Annotated in this window: 15 protein-coding genes and 1 tRNA gene; 10 read left to right on the forward strand and 6 right to left on the reverse strand. The window is 70.3% G+C overall.

Annotation, left to right across the window (positions count from 1 at the left end; translation table 11 throughout):
* The first annotated feature begins 150 nt into the window (after nt 1-150).
* Nucleotides 151-522 carry a hypothetical protein gene (locus Cph01nite_RS15870; RefSeq protein WP_203675668.1) on the forward strand — a complete coding sequence of 124 codons (372 nt, stop codon included), beginning with the start codon at nt 151-153 and terminating at the stop codon, nt 520-522.
* Between the two features lie 650 nt (nt 523-1172).
* Here the strand turns inward: Cph01nite_RS15870 and Cph01nite_RS15875 are convergent.
* From Cph01nite_RS15875 to Cph01nite_RS15885, 3 genes are read right to left on the reverse strand one after another with little or no spacing between them, the layout of a single operon-like run.
* The gene (locus Cph01nite_RS15875; protein ID WP_203675669.1) at nt 1173-3968 is read right to left on the reverse strand and encodes an ATP-dependent helicase; all 2796 of its coding nucleotides are present in this window, start codon (nt 3966-3968) and stop codon (nt 1173-1175) included.
* Between the two features lie 5 nt (nt 3969-3973).
* The gene (locus Cph01nite_RS15880; protein ID WP_203675670.1) at nt 3974-6685 is read right to left on the reverse strand and encodes a site-specific DNA-methyltransferase; all 2712 of its coding nucleotides are present in this window, start codon (nt 6683-6685) and stop codon (nt 3974-3976) included.
* Between the two features lies 1 nt (nt 6686).
* On the reverse strand, nt 6687-9869 hold the full coding sequence (locus Cph01nite_RS15885; RefSeq protein ID WP_373307596.1) for a BPTD_3080 family restriction endonuclease: 3183 nt from the start codon (nt 9867-9869) through the stop codon (nt 6687-6689).
* A gap of 774 nt (nt 9870-10643) precedes the next feature.
* Here Cph01nite_RS15885 and Cph01nite_RS15890 point away from each other — a divergent pair.
* Together Cph01nite_RS15890 and Cph01nite_RS15895 are read left to right on the forward strand one after the other, a co-directional pair.
* Entirely contained in the window at nt 10644-11534 is an 891-nt protein-coding gene (locus tag Cph01nite_RS15890) for a site-specific integrase (protein ID WP_239069311.1), read from the forward strand.
* Nucleotides 11535-11563: 29 nt separating this feature from the next.
* The gene (locus tag Cph01nite_RS15895) at nt 11564-13168 is read left to right on the forward strand and encodes a hypothetical protein (RefSeq protein ID WP_239069312.1); all 1605 of its coding nucleotides are present in this window, start codon (nt 11564-11566) and stop codon (nt 13166-13168) included.
* A 268-nt stretch (nt 13169-13436) separates the two neighbouring features.
* Here the strand turns inward: Cph01nite_RS15895 and Cph01nite_RS15900 are convergent.
* A tRNA-Leu gene (locus Cph01nite_RS15900) sits at nt 13437-13519 on the reverse strand.
* A gap of 285 nt (nt 13520-13804) precedes the next feature.
* On the opposite strand from Cph01nite_RS15900, the gene Cph01nite_RS15905 reads away from it, so the two are divergent.
* The 7 genes from Cph01nite_RS15905 to pknB are packed head-to-tail and all read left to right on the forward strand — an operon-like array spanning nt 13805 to nt 22903.
* On the forward strand, nt 13805-14515 hold the full coding sequence (locus Cph01nite_RS15905) for an FHA domain-containing protein (protein ID WP_203675673.1): 711 nt from the start codon (nt 13805-13807) through the stop codon (nt 14513-14515).
* A gap of 9 nt (nt 14516-14524) precedes the next feature.
* The gene (locus Cph01nite_RS15910) at nt 14525-15028 is read left to right on the forward strand and encodes an FHA domain-containing protein FhaB/FipA (protein WP_203675674.1); all 504 of its coding nucleotides are present in this window, start codon (nt 14525-14527) and stop codon (nt 15026-15028) included.
* Nucleotides 15029-15032: 4 nt separating this feature from the next.
* Nucleotides 15033-16490 carry a Stp1/IreP family PP2C-type Ser/Thr phosphatase gene (locus Cph01nite_RS15915; protein WP_203675675.1) on the forward strand — a complete coding sequence of 486 codons (1458 nt, stop codon included), beginning with the start codon at nt 15033-15035 and terminating at the stop codon, nt 16488-16490.
* Entirely contained in the window at nt 16490-18109 is a 1620-nt protein-coding gene (locus Cph01nite_RS15920; protein WP_239069313.1) for an FtsW/RodA/SpoVE family cell cycle protein, read from the forward strand. The genes Cph01nite_RS15915 and Cph01nite_RS15920 overlap by 1 nt, the downstream gene beginning before the upstream one ends.
* Entirely contained in the window at nt 18106-19557 is a 1452-nt protein-coding gene (locus tag Cph01nite_RS15925; RefSeq protein ID WP_203675676.1) for a peptidoglycan D,D-transpeptidase FtsI family protein, read from the forward strand. Before Cph01nite_RS15920 ends, Cph01nite_RS15925 begins: the two co-directional genes overlap by 4 nt.
* Entirely contained in the window at nt 19554-20894 is a 1341-nt protein-coding gene (locus Cph01nite_RS15930; protein WP_203675677.1) for a serine/threonine-protein kinase, read from the forward strand. Before Cph01nite_RS15925 ends, Cph01nite_RS15930 begins: the two co-directional genes overlap by 4 nt.
* Entirely contained in the window at nt 20894-22903 is a 2010-nt protein-coding gene (pknB, locus tag Cph01nite_RS15935; RefSeq protein ID WP_203675678.1) for a Stk1 family PASTA domain-containing Ser/Thr kinase, read from the forward strand. The genes Cph01nite_RS15930 and pknB overlap by 1 nt, the downstream gene beginning before the upstream one ends.
* An 86-nt stretch (nt 22904-22989) precedes the next feature.
* Here pknB and Cph01nite_RS15940 read toward each other — a convergent pair whose 3' ends face one another.
* The gene (locus Cph01nite_RS15940; protein ID WP_203675679.1) at nt 22990-23613 is read right to left on the reverse strand and encodes an aminodeoxychorismate/anthranilate synthase component II; all 624 of its coding nucleotides are present in this window, start codon (nt 23611-23613) and stop codon (nt 22990-22992) included.
* Complete coding sequence (locus Cph01nite_RS15945; RefSeq protein WP_203675705.1) at nt 23613-23774, reverse strand: hypothetical protein; 162 nt, start codon at nt 23772-23774, stop codon at nt 23613-23615. Before Cph01nite_RS15945 ends, Cph01nite_RS15940 begins: the two co-directional genes overlap by 1 nt.
* Nucleotides 23775-23787 lie beyond the last annotated feature (13 nt).

Here is a 23787-nt window from a genome sequence, read left to right on the forward strand (position 1 = left end):
CCGTGCGGAGACAACCCCGTGCCGGGTAGACCAGGACGGCCGCTACTGTCATCGTGAAGCGGAAGGGAGCCGGTCGTGACGAGTCCAGTGCGACCCCGGTTTCGACTCACCTGCGCCGCGTGCCGACGCCCCATCGGCCAGCAGGCTGACGTGTACGTCGTCGACGACGAGTGGCGTCGCCGCTACCCGCGGAAGATGGCAGGCGTCATCATCTGCGTGGCTTGCTCAAGGGAGCAGGAAGACACGTGCAGGACGCCCGACGGTGACTACGTCCGCGGTCACATCCTCGTGACGCCCGCGCTCGTGACTCGCGGCCTCCCGGCGTCGCGGTCCGACATCGACTTGTGCAGCCACCTGCTCCATCCAGCTACGCAACGTGCCGCGGTGCAGGCCGAACCTGAGTCGGGCATCGCGCAGGGCGCCAAGGAGTATCTGGCGGCATTGAGCGCCGACCCCCGCTGCAGCGCTGCGGCTCGCTCCCGCATCGACCGTGCGTTCGCCGAAGTTGCCCGGCGTCGCTGACGCAGCATCGCGGCGACTCGATTGGGTACCGAAGATCCCCGGGCTAGAGGTGCGCACGGACCCACGACAGTACGAGCGCGTATCGAACTGGTGTCCGTCGCCGGATAGCTATTTCCTCACGATGGTGCTGCAGCTGGTGCACTTCAACTGGTTGGTGGTGCACGGCTGGAGCGTGTACGTCCCGCACACCGGACACTCGTGCCCCTTGGCCACGGGGACTCCTCTCCTCGGTACTGCCCGCCAGGGCAGCTCACGTCTTGCCCGACCGTAGCGCCGGTTACGCGATGCCGGATATTGATAGAGTCGAGATCACTCGATTGACCTGCAGCTCCGTACCTAATGGCACCAAGCGGAGGCCCGCGTCAACGGACGAAGGACCGGCCCGGCGCTGGTGAGCGGTGAGCCCCTACGTCTCCTCGAAGCCGTTGGCGTCGAACCGCAGCGCCGTCCCGTTCTCACGGACCGTGCGCACCGTCCCGGCGCTGAAGCCGTCAGCGTCCACGGCTTGGATCTCATGCTGACCTCCAGACGGGTGCCAGGAGCCGCCTCCAGGTGCTGGAGAACCTCCTGCTGGGTGCGCGCGAAGTCGCGCCCGTACCGCTCCGGATCGAGCATGGTCGTCACAGCACCGACGCCACGCCCCGCCGTCGTCACGGCGTCAAGACCTGCGACACCGGTTCCGCGCTTCGGCACAAGCTCCGCACGTCGCAGGCGGCACACGTGCTGCACCACGTCGGGAGTCGATCCAGCTTGTTGGTGCGCAAGGACTCACCTGCATCGTGGATTCGGTCGCGGACGTCGATCAGGAGCTGACCGACGACCGTCTCGCGGGTGTTCTTGCCATCCTCGTCCAGGTTCAGCACCTCGACAACGTCAGCGGACGTCCCGGTCAGTTCCTGGTAGCCGACGGCATACACGTGCAGCTGGTCGCGGGTCACGTCCTCGGCCTGGGCTCGGTAGGTGGACTTGAAGTCGACGATCGAGACCTCGTCGGTCTCGAGCCGCTTTATCAGGTCGATGCGGCCGTCCACTGTGATTCCGGGGGCGACGTGAACCTGGATCTGCTTCTCGGAGTGCAGGGTGCGAGGCAGGTCGTCACCGTGGAGGACGAAGTAGCGCTTGAGCGCCGCCCGGGCAGCGCGCTCCAGCTGTTCGCGCAGCAGCGGGTATGCGTACGGGGTGTGCAGGTGGCGTTGGACGAGCTCGTCGACCGCGGTGGCATCGAGCACGTCACCGTCGAGCGCACGCTTGTGCATCTCGGCAAGGGCGTCATGCAGGCCCTTGCCGTACCCCAGGGCCTCGTGGATCGGCGGATTGAAGCCGTAGAGGAATCGGATCTTGAACTGGTACGGGCACTCGAACAGGTACTTCAGCTCTGAGAAGGACAGCGTGACCTGCGGGACCTCGACGCGGGGGTGAGGCTCGAGGCGGGCGACGCTCGCTCCGAGCAGCGGCGCGGCGGTCGAGACGAAGGGCACGGTCGTCGCCTCACCGAAGAACGCGGATGCCTTCTGGAACAGGCGCGACGTCCCGGGCGAGAAGCTGAGGTAGAGGAACTTCTGTGCGCGGGTGACCGCGACGTAGAAGAGGCGACGCTCGTCCTCGACGGTGCCGCGGTACCGGTCTGCGTGGGGGACAGCCGTGTCCGGCACCACGTGGAAGACCCCCAGTCCGCCATGACGCTTGGACGGGAACCGGTTAGCCCGCAGGCATGGCACGAACACCGCCGGCCACTGCATGCCCTTGGCCTGGTGAACGGTGGAGATCGTGACCGCGTCGGGTGTGGCGTACCCGGTGTCGAGGTCGGCCTCGTCGTAGTAGCCGGGTGCCTGGTACTCGAGCCACCCGACGAACGAGTCGTACTTGTCCTTTGGGTTCGATGAGAAGTAGATGGCCTCGAAGTCCGAGATGACCTGCGAGAACTTGCCGAGTTGGTACATCGCCAGTTCGCCGCGGACCGGGTCGCCGGGCACCGTGTCCTCGCGGATCCCAAGCGCGTCGAGAACGTCGAGATAGAGGCGCTGGAGGTTGTACGTGCCCCAGCGCTCGCCGCGACCGAAGTCCGCACCCGCGTCCAGAAGCGGCTTGGCCGCCGCGACGCTCACGCCTGGCGCGAGAAGTCCCGAGACGGCCCACAGCGCTTCGACGTCGGCGAAGGCCGCGTGGCCCGTCATGTAGCGGAACAGGCTGACGACGGCGGAGATCTCCCGAGAGTCGAACAGCCGGGTCAGACCCTTGACGATGTAGGGGATCCCGCGCCGCTCCATCTCGGCGACCAGAGGCCCGGCGTCTGCGGCCACGGATCGGTAGAGCACGGCGACGTCTGACCAGGACAGACCCCGCGGTTCGGTGCCCGGGCGATCCGTGAACGCGACCCCCCGCAGGTCCTGGATCCGTTCGCAGATCGCAGCTGCCTCGTCTTCCGGAGTCAGATAGGCACCGGCGATGATGTCGCCGCGGTCCCACGTCTGGTGCGAGGCGTGCTCCATCGACTTCGGCAGTCGGTTCCCGACCGAGATGCCCTCGGCGACCCGACGTCCGAGCGCCACGATGCCCTGGGACGAGCGAAAGTTGTGAGCCAGGGTGACCGATCGGATGCCCTCGTAGCGGCCGGCGAACGTGAGGATGTTCGCGACCTCCGAACCGCGCCACTGGTAGATCGTCTGGTCGTCGTCGCCGACCACGCAGAGGTTCGCGCCGAACTGCACGAGCCCACGGATCAGCCGCTCTTGCAGCGGGTTGACGTCCTGGTACTCGTCCACCACTACGAACTTCACGTCGTCGCGCACGTGCTGCAGCAGCGCGTGCGCCGCCGTGCCGATCCCCTCATCGGGCGACTCGAGGAACCGCACAGCCCGGTCGACCATCGAGGTGTAGTCGAAGTACGCGTTTGCCTCGAGCAGGTCTCGGTACTTGCCGACGGCGGCCTTGACCTCCTCGCAGACGAGCGAGAGATCAGTCTCGTCCTCGGTGAGGATCGACATCACCTGGGTGTAGAGACGCGAGTGGATGAACCGCCGTAGGTGAGGCGTGCCGGCCGAGAGCGTCGGGCACTCCGTCAGGCCACTACGCCTGCTGTTGCGGTCGATGAAGAGCCTCTGGGTCTGCTCGGTCAGCACCGAGTACTTGAACGTCTCCGGCACATAGGTCTGCAGCAGGTTGAGGCAGAAGGCGTGCATCGTGCCGACGTACATCTCCGCCAGCCCCGTCGCCGAGCCGTGCTCCTGCTCGACGATCGACAGGATCCGGTCCTTGAGCTCGGCAGCGGCCTTCTCGGTGAAGGTGAACGCGGCGACGTGGCGCGGCTCGACGCCCGGCAGCTTGAGGATCTCCGAGATGCGCTGCGAGATCACCTGCGTCTTGCCGGACCCGGCACAGGCGATGATCTGCAACGGGGCGTCCAGGCAGGCGATGGCCTCCTGCTGAGCGGGCGTGTACGTGGGCATCGTCGTCAGGCCGTGACCTCACGGACGACGAGCACTTCGTCGCCGTAGTAGTTGATCGCCTTGACCGCGATCTTCCCCGTCGAGGGCGCCGGGAACGGTCGCGAGACCGTCCCGTACAGCGAGTCCCAAGCTTCGGGGTCGATCTCGGCCTTCAGCGACGTCTTGAGCTTCTTGTACGGGTCTCCCGCGCCGGAGAAGTACGCGTGGCGGACGAAGAACTGCTCCTCGTCGTAGTCCGTGTCGACCATCCACAGCGCGATCCCGTCCGCGCTGTCGCTGCGCACGTCGCCTGTCGTCGGGTCGTACACGTCGACACCCTTGATCTCGACGACGACGCCCGCCTCGGTCACTCGCACGTCGATGTCGGGCTCACCGAAAACCGTGAACAGGTTGGCGGCCTTCGAGTTCTTCAGGAGCTCGTCACCCATCGCCAGGTCGACGTTCATCCGCACGAGCACGACCGGCAAGCGGCCCAATTTGTGCTCCGCAGCTACGGACGCGAAGCCCTCGCGCTGCGTCTCCCCGACGGCGTCCAGGGCGTTCGCCTCGAACGCGTACCCCAGCACCAAGAGCTGCTCCACGTCCGACATCTCCAGCGCCTCGCGTGCGGCAGCCTTGACCATTCGCGCGTCGACTGTCCCGTACTCCGGACCCAGGCAGATCGCGACCTTGCGCGTCGCAGGCTCGGCGTGCGTGCTGATGGCCTTGGCTGCATCGACGTCAGCCTGCGACGCAGCCGAGCCGAGGTACTGCACGAACGTCCCCGGATTGGGATCGATTGAGGTGAAGACCGTTCGCTCCCGGCGACGGCCGTTCTGCACACCCGCGGTCCGGAGGTTGTCGACAATCGTCGACTCGTAGCCCGCACCGACCGGCTGGCTCGTCTCAGTGGGTTCGGGCCCGTGCGGGAACGCCGCGTCGAACGACGACGACCGATGCGGTGAGAGCGACTCCACGGTGAAGCGGCCAGAGACGCGGACCTTCTTCTTGTTCTCGAACGGCCGGTCGTACAAGTACTCGACGTCAGCGTGGCGCCGGACCGCCGCATCGATCTCGTCTCGCGACATACCTTCGACGATGTCGGGATTGTTTGCGATCGACTTCAGCGTGATGTGCGGGATGCGGTCGTAGACGAAGCCCTGGCGAACATCACCTTGGTGGCTCGAGCCGATCGACTTCATCTGCGCGCCGAGGCTGCGCTCCTTCGCCTCGCCCTCTGCGGAGTCCGCTAGCAGGTAGTACGGAAAGCGCGCCGCCATGAGCCGCTGACGAGCTAGTGCAGTTGCTACCCGGGAGGTATCTATGGTGATCCACCGTCGACCCCACTGCTCGGCGACATAAGCCGTGGTGCCCGATCCGCACGTCGGGTCCAGCACGAGATCGCCGGGGTCCGTGGTCATCAGTAGGCATCGCTCGATCGCCGAGGTGGCTGTCTGGACTACGTACACCTTTGGATCGGCCCTGCTCTGGATACCACCGATGTCGCTCCACGCATTTGTGAGAGTCATCGCGGGAAAGTCGTCGTGGTATCTGACATACCCAATCGAGCGCCCCGTGAGCGTCACGCGCCGCGCGATCTGCAGTCGCGCCATACCCTTTTCATTGGTCTTCCAGCGGGTCTGCGAGGTCGGAAGAATCGTCTTTCCATCGATCTCGACGGGGAACCACGAAGCGGCGCCGATCCCTTTCTCTCGACCGGCACTCTGGCTTGTCATATTGTCGACGCGAAACACTCGATAGTGTTGCCCTTTAGCAACCCGCGAGAGCGGCATTCGGGTCCCGTCCGGCAGTTCCGCCTGATCGTACTTCGACGAGCCGGCTTCACCAAGCGTTCGCTTTGTGAATAAGCGTCGAAACTTCATCGATTCGCGACTCTTGGCAAACCACAAGATGAAGTCCGACACCCCACTGAGGTATTCTGCTGTTTGGCCTGCCGTCTTGTTATAGGTGATGATTGAAACAAAATTCTCCCGGCCAAAAGTCTCATCGAGTAAACTCCTGACAAGGTGCACGTTCTCGTCTCCGATCTGAACAAAGATCGAACCCGAATCTGTGAGGAGTTCTCGTGCGATGGCTAGGCGGTCCCGAAGGTAGGCCAAGTAGGAGTGGATTCCATCCTCCCAGGTATCGCGAAAGGCCTTTATCTGCTCAGCCTCTCGCGCCATGTCGGACAAGCTTCCATCTTTGACATCGCGCTTATCGACCCTCGGTTGCCAATTCGATCCGAACTTGATGCCGTAAGGAGGGTCTAGGTAGATGGCCTGCACCTGCCCGCGGAGGTTCTCGCGGTCGGCGAGGGAAGACATCACAGCGAGCGAGTCGCCGAGAATCATGCGGTTGGCCCATTTGGACTCGTGCTCGTAGAACTCGACGGACTCGAACGGGCCGAGGTCGTCGAACTCCTCGAAGAGCGTGAACTCCGGCTCGTCCTCGGATTTGGCCGCGGTCTGGCGCAGGTTCTCGATGAGCGCCCGTGGATCGATCTTCTCTTGGATGTAGATCGGCGGGGTTACGACGTCGAGCACGTCAGACTGCGCGTCTTTGCCGCGCCAGACCAGCTGCGGGTCGAGTGCAGGGTCGCGGCGAGCCCACGTTACGTTGCGCGGCGCGGCGACGGCGTCGTCGACGAAGTACTCCGCGTCCGCGGTGGGGATGTTGACCCGCCGGTCGTCGTGCTGGTGGGACTCGACGGGCGTGGTGCGGTCGGCGGCGGGCATGTCAGCGTGCTCCTTCGTCGGGCGCGCCGGTCAGCGCGAGCGCGGGGTCGTCGTCCAGACCCGCGAAGAGGTCGAAGGCGATCGGATGTCCGGTGATCGGCCGATCGGCGTAGAGGTCGGCGATGGCGGCGTCCACGACGTTCTTGAAGAGGTAGGGGTCGTCGACCTCGACGTACCCCCAGCGGCCGAAATGGCCGTCCGCGGTGACCGCTGCGCACCACAGGTTCCGCGCGGTGTCAGCCTTCACCTGGCGCGCGACCTGGTCCTTGAGCCCTCCCGACACCTCGACGATGAGCGTGCGCACCGCGTCGTCGGGTCGCTGGGTGAGCCGGACGAGGAAGTCCGGCCGGTAGATGTGTCCGATGCCCTTGTGCGTGTAAGGGATCGCGAACTCGAGGTGGTCGTTCTTCACGTAGGCGTCGACATCGGGGTGGTCCTCGAGGATCATCGCCGCGGTCTGCTCCCAGCCGCTGTCGAGCACCACGTGCGAGACGTGGCTGCGGCCGTTGGTGACGAACGTGTTCTTGATGGTCTGGAAGTCGACGGAGTCGGTCGAGCCCGTGGGGGCGTCCGGCCTGATGATCGGCAGGACGATCGGCTCGCGCGTGCCGCCCACGGTGATGACGGCCCGCTGCACCTGCTCGGCAGCCTGGCTGGCGTGCGCGCCGAGGAGCAGCATGCCAAGGAACGCGTTGCCCTTGAGCTCGACCTTCGTCTCGAGCCAGGCCTGGGTCATGCGCACGAGCTCTGGGACGAGCCACGGCTTGGGCACGTTCTGGCCGTCGGCGAAGAGCGGAAGCACTCGGCGGACAGCGAGCTTGAACGCCACCTCACGAGGCCGCATCGCGCGCAGCGCGTCGAGGCTGTGCTCCTCGTGCTCACCGATGACGCCCGCCACTTCGGTCATCGTCGGGATGGCGCCCTGATCCAAGACGTAGGGACCGACAGCGTCGAGATCGAGGTGCAGCGGCTCGTCCGGGAGTTCGAAGCGGTACCCGTCTACGTAGGGAAACTCGATTCGGGCGGACTCCCGACCCTCGACCGCCCGGACCTGCGTGGCGGGCGGGCGTGGAGGTGGGTCTTCCGACGGCCGGCTGGACGGGATGAACGAGAACGGGATGCCGTAGACCTCGGCGTACTCGGGCGGGAGTAGGCCGTCGTCGTCCAGCGCGTACGAGCGTCGCCGCAGACCACGCCCGACGACCTGCTCGCACAGGAGCTGGGAGCCAAAGGCGCGGACACCGAGCACGTGCGTCACGGTGTTGGCGTCCCACCCTTCCGAGAGCATCGAGACGGACACGACGCACCGGACCTGCCCTCCGAGCCGCCCCGGTTTGCCGACGGTGTTGAGGACCTCGCGCAGCAGCTGCCCGTCGTCCATCTCGCCCGCCGCAGCCCCCGTGCGGGTGACGACCTCACGACGGAACGCCTCGATCTCGTCGGCCGCCGCGTCGCGGAACTCCTTGCTCACGGCCTCGCCCGACTCAAGCTCCGCGGAGTCGACGAGGATCGTGCGCGGGTGGGGTAGCCGGTTGCCGTCGGTGTAGTTCGAGAGCAAGGAGAGCTGCCCGGAGATGCGGCGCGTGACAGTCTCGCCGTCCGCGTCAAGCACCTGCTCGTAGCCGGCGATCTGGTCGTACACCCACTTGGAAACCGTGGTGTTGGGGCACACCACGATGAAGACGGGCGGGGTGTCCGCCTCGCCGCTCGCTTGCCACCGCTCGAAGGCGCGCTCGTACGAGGAGTACAGGCTCTGCATGGCGCCTGCGAGCATCGCCGGCAGCGGACGGGACGTGTCGAAGTCCTTACCGACACGCTTCGGCAGGTCGTCCTTCACGTGTTCCCACAGGTGCAGGAACGACGGGTCGTCTCCCGAGGCGTCGTCGTCCACCGGCAGCCGGGGGATCTTGACGAGGCCCGACTCGATTGCGTCGATGAGCGAGAAGTCCGACACCACCCACGGGAAGATGTACCCAGGCGGGTAGCCCGAGCCGTTGAGGAAGTACGGCGTCGCCGACAGGTCGAAGACCGTCTTGATGCCCACGGCCGCGTGGATGCGCTGCAGGCCTGTGAACCAGACGCCGGCCTCGAGGTTGGCCTCTTTGAGCTCCTTGCGCTCCGCAGCCTCGAGCTGCTTGACCTCCGCCTCCGCGTCCCGCGGTGCGTAGCAGTGATGCGCCTCGTCGTTGATCACCATAATCTGGCCCGTCGCCTGCCGGCCGCGAGTACCCCCCAGGTCACGCAGAACCCGCGCGACCATCTGGGCGTCGGTCTCGATGAAGGGGTCGACGCCCGTGCGGGCTGTGAGCAGCTTCTTCGTCGTCGCTGAGACGCCCTGCCCGTCGTGCCGGGTGCGACGCATGAACGCGTGGTAGTTCGTCACCGCGACGCGTGCCTGCATGAGCTGGGGCCACAGGTCTGCTGGGACGAGGTCCCGCTCGCGGTAGTAGTTGCCGGCGTCGGACGGGAACAGCACGCGCAGGCGGTCCTTGATCGTGATGCCCGGTGTCACGAGCAGGAACCGGTTGGTGAAGCGCGGGTCCTTGGCTCGCGCTGCCTTGTTCAGCGTCTGCCAGGTGATCAGCATCGCCATGACGACGGTCTTGCCGGTTCCCGTCGCCATCTTGAGCGCCGTACGTGGCAGACCCGCGTTGTACTCGGCGTTGTGCTCGTCGAGAGCGTCCTGGATCCAGCCCGACTGCGCGACGCGCGCCGTACGGCCGGCCTCAGACGCTTTGAGCCGGCCCGCTACCTCGCCGAGGTAGATCGCCGTCTCGACGGCCTCCCGCTGGGCGAAGAAGACCCTGTTCTCCCGCGCGGGGTCCGACCAGTGGCGCAGGAGGCGCAGGGTCGTCGCGGTGACCCCGGGGTAACCCGTCGAGCGCCACGCATCGACATCGGTGCGCAGGCGGTTGATCGTGTCGTTGACGTCCTTGCGCTCATGCGTGCGGGTGACGTCGAGCTCCTCCTGGATGCCCAGCGTCGGCTGCGACGCCTTGGCACCGCGACCCTTCCGCTGGCGCGGCACTGGGATCCACGACTCGCTCGGCCGTCGTCGCGTGGCGATGTCGGACGTGAGCTGGCCGTGCTCGTCGAGCATCCAGTGCCTGGTCGGGGCGTCGAACGGACCGTTGAGGACAGGGTTGTCGATCACCGTCTCTGGCACGGCTTCATCCTGCCGCACGGCTCGAGCAGGCCACGGGATAGGAGTGGGCGATTCTCGGCGAGTGGCACCGGTGTGCTGCCCTGCTCCGGCGCGCAGGCGGCCGTCGCCTCTGATCTTCTCTCGACGGTTCAGACCGGGGCGTGTCGTCCACGAGATCGAGGCGCTGCGCGGTAGCGTGCAAGCACGGCCCCGTACCGCGGTGCGGCGCGTCGAGTCACTTCTTAGGCGTTCTGCCTGTGGCGCGGTGTTATAACTGAATTGTTCCACCTCCTGACGGTCTGACCAGCCGTGCGATCCCTGACCAGGGCATGAGCAGTACTTCGCACGCAGGCCAGGCATATCGCAGGAGGTGGGTGACATGAACGATCCAGATCTCACAGTCCACGTAGCACCGGCCCGATCCGGCCGGCCCCCGTCGCGCTCCCGTGACCTGAAGCCCCACGAGCTCGTCCGGGTGGAGATCCGCATGCCCGCCGCCGTGGCCGGGCCCCTATTTGCGCGCGCATGCGCCGCGAGGCGTCCCGTGAGCGCCGTCGCCTCAGACCTCCTGGCTTCCGCCCTCGCCGACGACGCCAGGGGCGGCATGGCCTGAGCTGCTCGGCGCAGGGCGCCGATCCTCTGACACGCGAAAGGCCGGGAGTGGGATCCCGGCCCGATCGCCTTCACAGCGGTTGCAGCCGCTGATCGAAAGACCGTCACTCGACATGAGGAGCTTTCGTGCGCCCATCTTCAGATTCCAGAACTACTCCCGTCAACCGACACGCCGCCAGCCCGCTCACCCCCGCGCAGGCCGTGGCCGGCTACGCCCCCAAAGCGCTACGCCCCGAGGACTGGGCACCGGTCGCCGCGTTCGCGCGCGCCGTGGCCGTCGAGGTGCACCCAATCGATGACCGCCGAGCCGTCGAGACGATGCGGACGCTGTCGCAGTTCCTCGTGTGGGCACACCGCGAAGGGCTCCCGCTGGACCGCGAGCAGATCTTCACGCCGGACGTGGTCAGCCGGTACATCCAGGTCGGCTGCACCCACCTCGCCGAACCCTCACGGGCCACCCGCCGCTCGGACCTGCGCCGCTTCGGCGCAGCCGTGACGACGAAGGCGCCATGGGAACCGCCCGAGGAGCGGCTGCGCGCCAACCAGCGAATCGTCCCCTACACCGCAGACGAGGTAGCCCGACTCCTGGAGGTCGCCACCCAGCAGCGCACGCCCTTGCAGCAGCGCCGGATGCAGTCGTTCCTGGCGATGGGTCTGGGCGCCGGGCTCTACCCGCGCGAGATCTGGCACGTCACGACCGACAACCTGGTCGGGCGCCACGGCCACCTCTGCCTGGCCGTACCGGGCAAGTTGGCCCGCACCATCCCGATCAGCCCGCCGCACGACGGCACGCTGCAACTCATCAGGGAGGAGGACCCGGGCTCGTTGCTGCTGGGCTTCTTCGCCGCGAACTGGGACCGCTCGCGCCTGTCCCGGCTGATGCAGGGGATCGAACTCCCACCAGACTGCCCGCCGCTGCGGCTGAGCCGCCTGCGCGTCACCTGGCTCAAGGAGCACCTCGAGCACGGCGTGCACCTCGGCGCACTCGCCCAGCTCGCCGGCGTCACCTCGTCGAAGACCTTCGGCTACGTGATGCCGTTCATGACCCCGCTGCCCGAGCACGAGGTGTTCGCCTCGATGGTGCGGCGATGAAGGCCCGCCGCGCCGGACAGTCCTGGCCGATGACGTCGTCCACCGGCATCAGCCGCATCATCTACAAGCCGCCGCCGCTGACCTCCGCGCAGAAGGTCCGGCGCGCTCGAGCCTGGGCCGAGAGCGACGTCGTCTCCCGGCTCGTCACGGCTCGGATGCACAATGTCGGCCGCCACCGCGCCTACCCGCTGGACGCCATCGCCGCGGGGATGTTCTTGCATGCTCTGAGTAGCCCGACGGCGTTCACCCTCGCGGGGGTCACCCGCACCCTGCTGTCAGCGTCGCCCAGCGACAGGTTCGCGCTGGGCTTCCCGCCAAAGACCGTGATCCGGTACCGGCCCGTCCTGTCCGGGTTCCACGCCCTGGAGGACGCCTTGGGCGTGGGCTTCTTCGTCCCCCACGACCACGAGCTGACCGCGGACCCGGAGACCGGCGAGGTCGACGAGTGCCCCGAGGGCTGCCCCTTCGCGCCGGCGAGCCTCGACGAGGTCGCCACCGGGCTGGTCCAGGCCAGCATCCCGTCCACGTGGACGCCGCCGAGCGTCGTGGCGATCGACGGGACCGACGTCGAGTCCGCCTACAGGGCCCGCACCACGAACACCGGAACGGACGCGGACGATCGGCCGGCCGCTGACCCCGATGCACGGTGGGCCAAGCGCACCGGGACCGACCGCCGGCCCAGCGAGCTGTACTTCGGCTACGAGGCGCACATCGCGACCTACGCACCCGAGCCCGCAGGTGAACCGCTGCCCCAGTTGGCCGCCGGCCTGGCCATGCGTCCCGGCGTCCGGGACAGGGCCGGCGCTGCACTCGGGATCCTGGACGCCTTGCGGCACGTCAAGGAGGTCCTCCTCGACCGCGGCTACACCACCTCCCGCGCGGAGAACCTCGCCCGACCGCTACGTGAGCGCGGGATTGCGGTGACGATGGACCTGCACTCCACGCAGCGCGGCGTGCGACCCGGGCCGATCGCCGGGTCGTTGTGGATCGACGGCGCCCTGTACTCCGACGCGCTACCCGAACCGCTGCGGCAGCTCGAGCCGCCCAAGATCGGCGACACCGCCACCCAGAAGGCCCGCGCCCGTGAGCTGTTCGACAAGCGCGAGGCCTACCGGTTCACCGCGCTGGCTCGTCATCGCGATGAGCGCGGTAGCCAGCGGTGGAAGGGACCTGCCCTCGCCGGGCACCTGCGCTGCCCCAACACCCCGGCGTCCATGCGGCTGGGACGCTACCTGCCGACAGCCCGGTGCCTGCGCGGCGGGAACTGCGCATGCGGCAACACCGTCACGGTTCGTGACACCGACCTCGAGCGCGACCGTCAGCCGCTGGCGTGGCAGTCGACCCGGTGGGCGTTGTCGTTCAACCGTCGCAGCCTGATCGAGGGCCTCAACGCTCAGCTGCGCTACCAGGTGCGCAACGTCAACCGCGGCTACTTCCGCGTACCCGGGCTCGTCGCCACCACCCTCCTGATGGCGGTGACGCTCGCCGCGCACAACATCGAGAGACTCCGCGGCTGGCACCTCGCCCGGCACCAGCCGGACCCGTGGCAGGTCGAGCTCGGTGAAGAACCGTCGACCGAACCGATGGACCGCCACACCTGGACGAAAGGCCGGCGCCGCCCGTACCGCGGATAGCCGCCTGAGCACCGACGTCTGACCGCCCGGTCGCCGACCGGGACGCACGACAGCTCTCCACGTCGGCGTCAGCCTGCCGCCGAACCGCCCCAACGCGCGGAATCTGGTCCCAGAAGCCCTGCCGAGCCCTCTCGGCAGGGCTTCTCGACGCCCGCGAGCGCCCCGAAGCCGCCCCCAGCACCCCCAGAACCACGAAACTCCCGGTCAGAGAACCCTGACCGGGAGTTTCGGTACCACCTGAGCAGTTCCATCGGGAACCACCCCACTGTGCGCGAGGCGGGATTTGAACCCGCACGCCCTTTCGGACACTGGCACCTGAAGCCAGCGCGTCTGCCGTTCCGCCACTCGCGCGCGCCGGAGAACGTTAGCACGGCGGAGCCCTCGGGACCGAACCGCCCGCCCAGCCCTGCGTCCGCCCGGTGCGGTCACGACCCGCCCTGCCCCTCGCCGCCGGGCTCACCGAGCCGCCCCCAGGCCCTGCGCACACGCGCCACGTGCACCGATCACTCCCATGGGCACCCGTCCATGCCGTCGCACGGATACCATCGACGCGGACCGCCGTCGCACCGCGTCGGACGAGCCGGACGAGCACGGGGGACGGGCCACCGGCCCGCTCATCGACGGGAGGAGGTGGACGTGGGATTCCTCGACAAGTTCGAGAACGGCGTGGAGCGCGTCGTCAACAACGCGTTCGCGCGCGCCTTCCGCAGCGAGGTCAAGCCCATCGAGCTGGCCGACGCCCTGCGCCGCGAGCTCGACGACCGCGCCGCCGTCGTGGGCCGCGACCGCACCGTCGTGCCCAACGAGTTCACGATCGAGCTGTCGACCCCGGACTACGACCAGGTCGAGGCGTGGGGCGCGGAGGCGCTCGCCGAGGAGCTCGCGGCCAACGTCACCGAGCACGCGTCGGGCCAGCACTACGCGTTCGTCGGCCCCGTGACCGTGTCCTTCTCCGAGAACACGGAGCAGGACGCCGGCCGGTTCGCCGTGCACAGCGCGACGGTGCGCGGCGCGGTCGCCCCGGCGACGAGCAACGCGGCGCCCAGCCCGCGGCACCCGCTCATCGACATCGACGGGCAGCGGTACATCCTCACCGGCCCGGTCACGGTCATCGGCCGCGGCTCGGAGGCCGACATCATCGTCGACGACCCCGGCGTCTCCCGCCGGCACCTGGAGATCCGCGTGACGCCCGACGGCGTCGTGGCCAGCGACATGGGGTCGACCAACGGGGTGTTCGTCGAGGGGCACCAGGTGCCCGCGGCGACGCTGCTCGACGGCAACACCCTGACCATCGGTCGCACCCGCATCCTGTTCTGGACCGGCGGCGACACGGACGGGGACGAGTGATGCCGCGGCATGAGTGAGCTCACCATCACCCTGCTGCGCCTGGGATACCTCGCGCTGCTGTGGTTCCTCGTCCTGTCGGCCATCACCGTGCTGCGCCGTGACCTGTACGGCACGCGGATCATCGACCGCCGCCGGCCCGGCGGCAAGGCCGCGCCCGCGGCCGAGGCCCCCGTGCCCGTCGGCGAGACGCCGCGCGCACCGCGTCGCCCGCGCGGCGCCGGCGGTCCGACGCGCCTCGTCGTGACCGAGGGACCGCTGCGCGGCACCACGCTGCCGCTGGGCTCGTCCGCCGTGCTCGTGGGCCGCGCGCCCAGCTGCACGCTCGTGCTCGACGACGACTACTCCTCGTCCCGGCACGCGCGGATCTTCCCGCAGGGCGAGCAGTGGTTCGTCGAGGACCTGGGCTCCACCAACGGCACGTTCGTCGGCGAGACGCGCGTCGAGCAGCCCACGCCCGTCCCCACCGGTACCGCGGTGCGGATCGGCCAGAGCCTGCTCGAGCTGCAGAGGTAGCGGAGTGACGGTCGCCCTCCGCTACGCCGCACGCTCCGACGTCGGCCTCGTCCGCTCGGACAACCAGGACTCGGCGTACGCCGGGCCGCACCTGCTCGTCGTCGCCGACGGCATGGGGGGGCACGCCGGTGGCGACGTCGCCTCGTCGGTCGCGGTCGCGGCGCTCGCGCCCCTCGACGGGGAGTCGCACGGCCCGGACGACGCGCTCGACGAGCTCGAGACGGCCCTGGACGACGCCCGCTCCGAGATCATCGCGCGCAGCGACGCCGAGCCCGAGCTCGCCGGCATGGGCACGACCGTCACGGCGATCCTGCGCACCGGCAACAAGCTGGCGATGGTGCACCTCGGTGACTCGCGCGGGTACCTGTTCCGCGAGGGCACCCTCACGCAGGTCACCACCGACCACACGTTCGTGCAGCACCTCGTCGACACGGGCCGCATCACGCCCGAGGAGGCCGAGCACCACCCGCAGCGGTCCGTCGTCATGCGGGTGCTCGGGGACTTCGACAGCGACGTGACCGCCGACCTGTCGGTCCGCGAGGCACGCCCCGGCGACCGGTGGCTGCTGTGCTCGGACGGCCTGTCCGGGTACGTCTCCGCGGAGACCATCGCGGAGACCCTCGCCGAGCTCGAGGACATCGACGCGTGCGCGGACCGGCTGGTGCAGCTCGCGCTGCGGGCCGGCGGGCCGGACAACGTCACCGTCGTCCTCGCCGACGTCGTCGAGCTCGACGACCTCCCCGACGGCAAGATGCCGTCCACCGCCAGCTCCGTCGTCGGTGCCGCCGCGGTCAGCCGCAACCGCCCCTCGGCGGCGGCTGACGGGCCTGCGGCCCGAGCCGCGTGGCTCTCGCGCCAGGCCCGGGCCGGCGGCGCACCCGCCGACGCCGACGCCGACCCGCCGGCCGGCGAGGACGACACCCCCGACGAGCCGGCCGACGGCGACGCCCCCGGCCGTGAGGACGAGCCGCTCGAGCCCTCCCCGCGGCGCCGCGGCCTGGTGCTGACGTGGCTGGCCGTGGGGATCGCGCTGGTCGCCGCCGTCACCGGCGGGTACCTGTGGACGCAGACCCAGTACTACGTCGGCGCCCCCGACGGCACCGTCGCGATCTACCGCGGCATCCCCCAGACGCTCGGCCCGCTGGAGCTCGCGTCGCTCGTCGAGACCTCCGACGTCCAGGCCGAGGACCTGCCCGGCTACCTGCGCGAGCGCGTCCAGGGGGCCATCACCGCCGGGTCGCTGGACGAGGCACGGCGCCTGGTCGAGATGCTCGCCGACGGCGTCGTCGAGCCCTCCCCGACGCCCACGCCGCTGCCGACCCCGAGCCCCGCGCTGACGCCGGCACCGGACACGACCCTGCCCGAGCAGCCCGTCGAGCCCGTGATCCCGCCCCCGGCCGACCCCGTGCCGGAGGCCGGCGCGCCGACCCCCGGCCCCCCAGCGGTCACCACCGCGCTGTGATGGCCAGCGTCCAGCCCCACCGGGTCCGGCCCGGGCGCGGGACCGAGCTGCTGCTGCTCGTGCCCGCCCTCGGCATCGGCATCGCCGGGTACGTGCTCGCCGGCCTCGGCGTGACCGGCTCGGTGCCCCCGCACGTCATCGCGTACGCCGTCGGCACCACCGTCCTCGCGCTCGTCGTGCACGTGGTCCTGCGCCTGCGCGCGCCCTACGCGGACCCTGTGATCCTGCCCGTCGTCGTCGCGCTCAACGGCATCGGCCTGGCGATGATCTACCGCATCTCCATCGCGTACGCGGCGCGCGGCCGCGCCGACGCGGACATCGCCGACCGCCAGCTCGCGTGGACCGCGATCTCCGTCGCGCTGGCGATCGCCGTGCTGGTGCTGCTGCGCGACCACCGCACCCTGCGCCGCTACACGTACACCGCGATGGTCGCCGGTCTGGTGCTCGTCCTCCTGCCGCTCGTCCCCGGCCTCGGGCAGACCATCAACGGCGCCCGGATCTGGGTGCGCGTCGGGCCTGTCGGCATGCAGCCCGCCGAGTTCGCGAAGATCGCGCTGGCCGTCTTCTTCGCCGGCTACCTCGTGACGCACCGCGACACCCTCGCACTGGCCGGCAAGCGCGTGCTGGGCCTGCAGCTGCCCCGCGCGCGCGACCTCGGCCCGATCATCCTCGTGTGGGCGGCGTCCCTGGTGGTCCTCGTCCTGCAGCGCGACCTCGGCACGTCGCTGCTCTTCTTCGGGCTGTTCGTCGCCGTGCTGTACCTGGCGACCGAGCGGACGTCGTGGATCGTCATCGGCCTCGTGCTGTTCGTCGGTGGTGCGGCCGCCGCGGCGGCCACGTTCGGGCACGTCGGCGCACGCTTCGACGTGTGGCTGCACGCGCTGGACAGCGACATCTACAACCGGTCGCCCGGCGGGTCCGGGCAGCTCGTCGCCGGGCTGTTCGGGATGGCCAGCGGCGGCCTGTTCGGCACCGGGCTGGGCCAGGGCCGCCCGGACCTGGTTCCGTTCTCCTATTCCGACTTCATCGTCGCGGCGCTCGGCGAGGAGCTCGGCCTGACGGGGCTGCTGGCGATCCTGCTGCTCTACACGATCCTCGTGTCCCGGGGGCTGCGCACCGCGATCGGCGTCCGCGACGGGTTCGGCAAGCTCCTCGCCGGCGGCCTGTCGTTCGTCATGGCGTTCCAGCTGTTCGTCGTCGTCGGGGGCGTGACGCGCCTCATCCCGCTGACGGGCCTGACGACGCCGTTCCTCGCGTACGGCGGCTCGTCCCTGGTCGCCAACTGGGTCATCGCGGCGCTCCTGCTGCGCATCTCCGACGAGGCGCGCCGGCCCGTGCCCGCGGTGCGCGCGGTCGCGACACCCGACATCGGCATCCCGCTGTCCGCCCCCGGCCGCTCCCGGCCCGTCGGCGGCGGGCGCAGCACCGGCCGCACCGGGACACCCGCGGTCGGCACCCCGGTGGTGGTCGGCGAGGCGCCGGTCCGCACGTCGACCGCGACCCGGGCCGACGACGGCGACGGGCCCGCCCCCGACGACAGCCCCACCGCCCACCTGGGCACCGACGGCACCAGCACCACCGAGCCGGGCACGGACGAACGAGGAGGTCGGACGCGATGAACACCCCGCTGCGGCGCCTCGCGACGATCACGCTCGTCATGTTCGTGGCCCTCATGGGCTCGGCGACGTGGGTCCAGTTCTTCCAGGCCGAGTCGCTGAACACCGACCCGCGCAACGTGCGCACCCTGTACCGCGAGCACGGCAACGCGCGCGGGCCGATCGTCGTGGGCGGCGAGGCCGTCGCGTCCTCCGTGCCCGTCGACGACCCCTTCGGGTACCAGCGCACGTACGCGCACGGCGACCTGTACTCCGCCGTCACCGGCTTCTACTCGATCTCCAACGGACGCAGCCAGATCGAGGAGCACGAGAACGACCAGCTCACCGGCCGCTCCGACCAGCTGTTCTTCACCCGCATCCGTGACCTGCTGACGGGCAAGCGGCCCGAGGGTGCCGCCGTCGAGACGACGATCCTGCCCGCCGCGCAGCAGGCCGCACGCGACGGCCTGGGCGACCAGCACGGGGCCGTCGTCGCGCTCGAGCCCTCCACCGGCCGGATCCTCGCGCTGGTGTCCACCCCCGGGTTCGACCCCAACGTGCTGGCGGTGCACTCCACCAGCGAGGCGGCCGCGCAGTACCGGGCGCTCGCGCAGGCGGAGGGCAACCCCCTGCGCTCCAACGCCACCCAGGAGCGCTACGCGCCCGGGTCCACGTTCAAGCTCGTGACCGCCGCGGCCGCGCTGGAGTCCGGCGCCTACACGGCCGACACCCCGGTGCCGTCCCCGGTGCAGCTCGAGCTGCCCCAGACGTCGGCGACCATCGGCAACTTCGGCGGGGGCAGCTGCGGCGGCGACCAGGTGACCCTCGCGGACGCGCTGCGCACGTCCTGCAACACGGCGTTCGCCAGCCTGGGCATGACGCTCGGCGAGGACGCGCTGCGCGAGCAGTCGCAGCGCTTCGGGTTCCTCGACGCCGAGCAGCGCGTGCCCATGCCCGTCGTGGAGTCGGTGTTCCCCAGCGGGCTCGACCCGGCGGTGCTCGCGCAGTCCTCGATCGGGCAGCGCGACGTGCAGGCGTCGCCGCTGCAGATGGCGATGGTCGCCTCCGCGATCGCCAACGGCGGCCGGCTCATGACCCCCTACCTCGTCGACACCGTGCGCGCCGCGGACCTCACCGTCGTGTCGCGCACGGAGCCCCAGACGTACTCCGACGCCGTGTCGGCGGCCACGGCGAGCGCCCTCACGCAGATGATGGTGGGTGTGGTCGAGTCCGGCACCGGGCGCTCCGCCCGCATCGACGGCGTCCAGGTCGCGGGCAAGACGGGCACGGCGCAGACCGTCGAGGGACAGCCCCCGCACGCGTGGTTCACCGCCTTCGCGCCGGCCGAGGCCCCGCGGGTCGCGGTCGCCGTGATCGTCGAGAACGGCGGCAGCCTCGGCAACGAGGCGACCGGCGGCGCGGTCGCCGCGCCCATCGCCCGCGCCGTGATCCAGGCGGTGCTGGCCTCATGAGGACCGCACCGGGTGTCGCGCTGGGCGGTGGCCGCTACCGGCTGCTGCGCCGCATCGCCGTCGGCGGCATGGGCGAGGTGTGGGAGGCCAACGACGACGCCCTCGCACGTGCCGTGGCCGTGAAGGTCCTGCGCGACGAGTTCGCCGGCGACGTCGGGTTCCTCGAGCGGTTCCGCACCGAGGCGCGCAACTCCGCCGCGCTGCACCACCCGCACATCGCCGCGCTGTTCGACTACGGCGAGCAGGACGGCTCGGCGTACCTGGTCATGGAGCTCGTCGTCGGCGAGCCGCTGTCGGACCTGCTCGAGCGCGAGCCCGTCCTGCCGCCGCGCCGCCTGCTGCCGATGCTCGCCCAGACGGCCCGCGGCCTGCACGCCGCCCACCTGGCGGGCGTGGTGCACCGCGACGTCAAGCCGGGCAACATCCTGCTCGCACGGTCCGGCAAGGTGAAGATCACCGACTTCGGCGTCTCGCTGGCCGCCGACCAGAAGACGATGACCGCGACGGGCATGGTCATGGGCACCGCCCAGTACCTGTCGCCCGAGCAGGCCGTCGGGCGTCCCGCGACGCCGCTGTCCGACCTGTACTCGCTGGGCGTCGTGGCGTACGAGGGCCTGGCCGGCAAGCGGCCGTTCACCGGCCCCACCGCCGTCGACATCGCGGTCGCGCACGTCAACGACCCCGTCCCGCCGCTGCCCGCGTCGGTCGACAAGAAGCTCGCGGCACTCGTGCTGCGCCTGCTGTCCAAGGAGCCGACGGAGCGACCCTCCTCGGGTGAGGAGCTCGCCGACCTCCTCGACCGGCTCGTGCCCCAGACCCCCCCGTCGGGCGTCGCCGTGCTGGTCGGCAAGCCGTCCCGCGCCCGCGAGGACCGCCGCGCGGCCACGGGCCCCCGCACGGACCCCGACGCAGCCACGCACCGCGCCGACGCCGACGGCCCCGGGACGCCCCCGTCGTACCCGCCGTCGCGCCGCGAGCGCGCGGGCCGCACGGCCACGGACGACGGGTCGCGGCGCAGCCGCCACGGGTCGGACGCCTCGGCCGGCGTCGACGGGCTGCTCGCCACCGCGCTCGCCTGGGTGCGACGGCTGCGCCTGCCGCTGGTCGCGCTCGTGCTCGTGCTGGTCGCCCTGCTGGGTGCGGCCCTGGCCGACCGGCTCCTGGGCTCGGGTGCCGAGGACCTCCCCGTCCGCACGGTGGCCGCCGAGTACCCTCGTGGCGGCCCACCAGGTGGGATGATCGCCGCAGAACCGACCGGGAACGGCACGTCCGCCCCGGCAGACGGGGGACCGGCTCGCGCCGACGACCCCCGACCGACGGAAGTGAAGGACTCCTAGTGGTGGACGACGGATCCCGCATCCTCGCCGGCAGGTACGAGGTCGGCGAGCTCATCGGTCGCGGCGGCATGGCCGAGGTGCACATCGGGCACGACACGCGCCTGGGCCGCACGGTCGCCATCAAGATCCTGCGCTCCGACCTGGCGCGCGACCCCACCTTCCAGGCACGGTTCCGCCGTGAGGCGCAGTCGGCCGCCGCGTTGAACCACCCCGCGATCGTCGCCGTCTACGACACCGGCGAGGACGTCTTCACCGAGCCCACCGGCACCGTCGCGCACGTGCCGTTCATCGTCATGGAGTACGTCGAGGGCCACACGGTCCGGGACATCCTGCGCGACGGGCACGCCGTGCCGATCGACGAGGGCATCGAGATCACCGCGGGCGTGCTCTCCGCGCTGGAGTACTCGCACCACGCGGGCATCGTCCACCGCGACATCAAGCCCGCCAACGTCATGATCACGCCCACGGGCGCGGTCAAGGTCATGGACTTCGGCATCGCGCGCGCCGTCGCGGACTCCGCCGCGACGATGACGCAGACGCAGGCCGTCATCGGCACCGCGCAGTACCTGTCCCCCGAGCAGGCGCGCGGCGAGCAGGTGGACGCACGCTCCGACCTGTACTCCACGGGCTGCCTGCTGTTCGAGCTGCTCACGGGGCGTCCCCCGTTCGTCGGCGACTCCCCCGTCGCCGTCGCCTACCAGCACGTGCGGGAGATCCCGCCGGTGCCGAGCACGATCGCGTCCGACGTCCCGGAGGCGCTGGACCGCATCACGCTCAAGGCCCTGGCCAAGGAGCGCGACGCCCGCTACTCGTCGTCCGCGGAGTTCCGCGCGGACCTCGAGGCCGTGCTGCGCGGGGGCCACGTCAACGCGCCGGCCGTCGGCGCGGCGCTGGCCGCCGTGCCGGCCTCCGAGGCCACGCAGGTGATGGCCCCGCCCGTCGCCACGACGCAGGCCATGCCCCCGGCCACCGCGCCCTGGGGGGCGACGGGCCTGGCGACGACGACTCAGCAGCCGGAGGACGAGGACGAGAACAAGCGGCCCTGGCTGATCTGGGTGCTCGCCGCCGTCGCGATCCTCGCGGTCGGCGGGATCATCTGGGCCATCGTCGCGAACCAGGCGCCACCGCCCGAGACCACCGTCGAGGTCCCCGCGGTCGCCGGCCTGTCCCAGGAGGAGGCATTCGCGGCGATCCGCGAGGCGGACCTGCTCCCGAAGCCCGCGCAGGAGACCAGCGACCTCGAGGCGGGCCTCGCGACGCGCACCGACCCCGCCGAGGGCACGGTCGTCGACAAGGAGTCCGAGGTCCTCGTCTACATCTCGACGGGCCCGGCCGAGGTCACGGTGCCGGACGTCGCGGGCAGGACGGAGGCCGAGGCCGTCGACCTGCTGGAGGCCGCCGGCCTGGTCGTGTCGCCCACCCGGCAGCGCGAGGACAGCCCGACGGTGCCCAAGGACCGCGTCACCAAGACGGACCCGGCGGCGAACGCGCCCGTGCGGGCCGGTGCGACCGTCACGCTGTACGTGTCGTCCGGCAACGTGGTGGTCCCCAACGTCACCGGCAAGAACGTCGAGGTCGCGACCGAGGAGCTCGCCGCCCTGGGGCTGCGCGTGAACACCTCGGGCGTGGAGTCCACGGAGCCCGAGGGCAACGTCGTCTCGCAGGACCGCGCGGAGGGCGACATCGTGCCGCAGGGCACGACCGTGCGGCTCGGGATCGCCGAGGCGCCGAGCACCGCGGCCGTCCCGACGAACCTGCGGGGCATGACGTACGAGATGGCGGTGCAGGCCCTGACGGCTGCCGGCCTGACGAACGTGGCGCGCGAGGAGGTGCAGTCCGACGAGCCCGCGGGCACCGTCGTGTCGTCCGACCCCAGCGGCGGCACGCAGATCGCCAAGGAGCAGCGGGTCACGCTGCGGGTGTCCCGCGGACCCAGCGGGCCGGGCGGCGGCAACAACCCGACTGCCAGCCCGAGCCCCACGCAGGGCGGCGGGAACAACGGCGGCTGAGTCCGCAGCACGACGAGAACGCCCCCGGCCGCGTGGCCGGGGGCGTTCGTCGTCGCGGGGTTCGTCGTCGGGGGTGGTGGCGTGCGTCAGAGGCGCACGAGCGGGTGCAGACCCACGGACCGCTCGACGGCGTCGTCCGCGCCGCACACCTGCAGCCAGTTGGCCAGCAGGCGGTGACCACCCTCGGTGAGCACGGACTCGGGGTGGAACTGCACGCCGTGCAGCGGCAGCTCACGGTGCTGCAGGCCCATGACAATGCCGTGGGTGCGGGCGGTGACGACCAGCTCGTCGCTGAACGTGCCGTCGACGACCGCCAGCGAGTGGTACCGCGTCGCCGTGAAGGGGGTCGGCAGGCCGGTCAGCACGCCCTGCCCGTCGTGCTCGACGGGGCTCGTCTTGCCGTGCATGAGCTCCGGTGCGTGCGTGACGGTGCCACCGAACACCTCACCGAGGGCCTGGTGGCCCAGGCACACGCCCAGCATGGGCGTGCCGCTCGCGGCGCAGTCGCGGATCACCTGGATGCTCGCGCCCGCGTCGGCCGGCGTGCCGGGACCGGGGGACACGAGCACGCCGTCGTACCCGGCGCGCTCCTCGGCCGGCGGCACGGCGTCGTTGCGCACGACCTCCGTCGTCGCGCCCAGCTGGTCGAGGTAGCCGACGATCGTGTAGACGAACGAGTCGTAGTTGTCGACGACGAGGATCCGCGTCATCACTCACCCACCGTGGTCTCGTTGAAGGGCATGAACGGCGCGATCGCCGGGTACACCCACAGGAAGCACGCCGCGAGCACCGCGGCGGCGAGCACGGCCGAGAGGAGCACGCGCACGGGAGCCGGGCCCGGCAGGTGCCGCCACAACCATCCGTACATCATGAGCCTCCCGTCG

Origin of the sequence: Cellulomonas phragmiteti (assembly GCF_016862775.1) — a bacterium.
GTDB lineage: Bacteria > Actinomycetota > Actinomycetes > Actinomycetales > Cellulomonadaceae > Cellulomonas > Cellulomonas phragmiteti.

Excerpts from the sequence above, each read along its gene's own strand:
- Cph01nite_RS15925 (WP_203675676.1), top strand. The coding sequence starts at position 18,106 with ATGAACACCCCGCTGCGGCGCCTCGCGACGATCACGCTCGTCATGTTC.
- Cph01nite_RS15920 (WP_239069313.1), top strand. The coding sequence starts at position 16,490 with ATGGCCAGCGTCCAGCCCCACCGGGTCCGGCCCGGGCGCGGGACCGAG.
- Cph01nite_RS15910 (WP_203675674.1), top strand. The coding sequence starts at position 14,525 with ATGAGTGAGCTCACCATCACCCTGCTGCGCCTGGGATACCTCGCGCTG.
- Cph01nite_RS15945 (WP_203675705.1), bottom strand. The coding sequence starts at position 23,774 with ATGATGTACGGATGGTTGTGGCGGCACCTGCCGGGCCCGGCTCCCGTG.
- Cph01nite_RS15895 (WP_239069312.1), top strand. The coding sequence starts at position 11,564 with ATGACGTCGTCCACCGGCATCAGCCGCATCATCTACAAGCCGCCGCCG.
- Cph01nite_RS15930 (WP_203675677.1), top strand. The coding sequence starts at position 19,554 with ATGAGGACCGCACCGGGTGTCGCGCTGGGCGGTGGCCGCTACCGGCTG.
- Cph01nite_RS15940 (WP_203675679.1), bottom strand. The coding sequence starts at position 23,613 with ATGACGCGGATCCTCGTCGTCGACAACTACGACTCGTTCGTCTACACG.
- Cph01nite_RS15875 (WP_203675669.1), bottom strand. The coding sequence starts at position 3,968 with ATGCCCACGTACACGCCCGCTCAGCAGGAGGCCATCGCCTGCCTGGAC.
- Cph01nite_RS15880 (WP_203675670.1), bottom strand. The coding sequence starts at position 6,685 with ATGCCCGCCGCCGACCGCACCACGCCCGTCGAGTCCCACCAGCACGAC.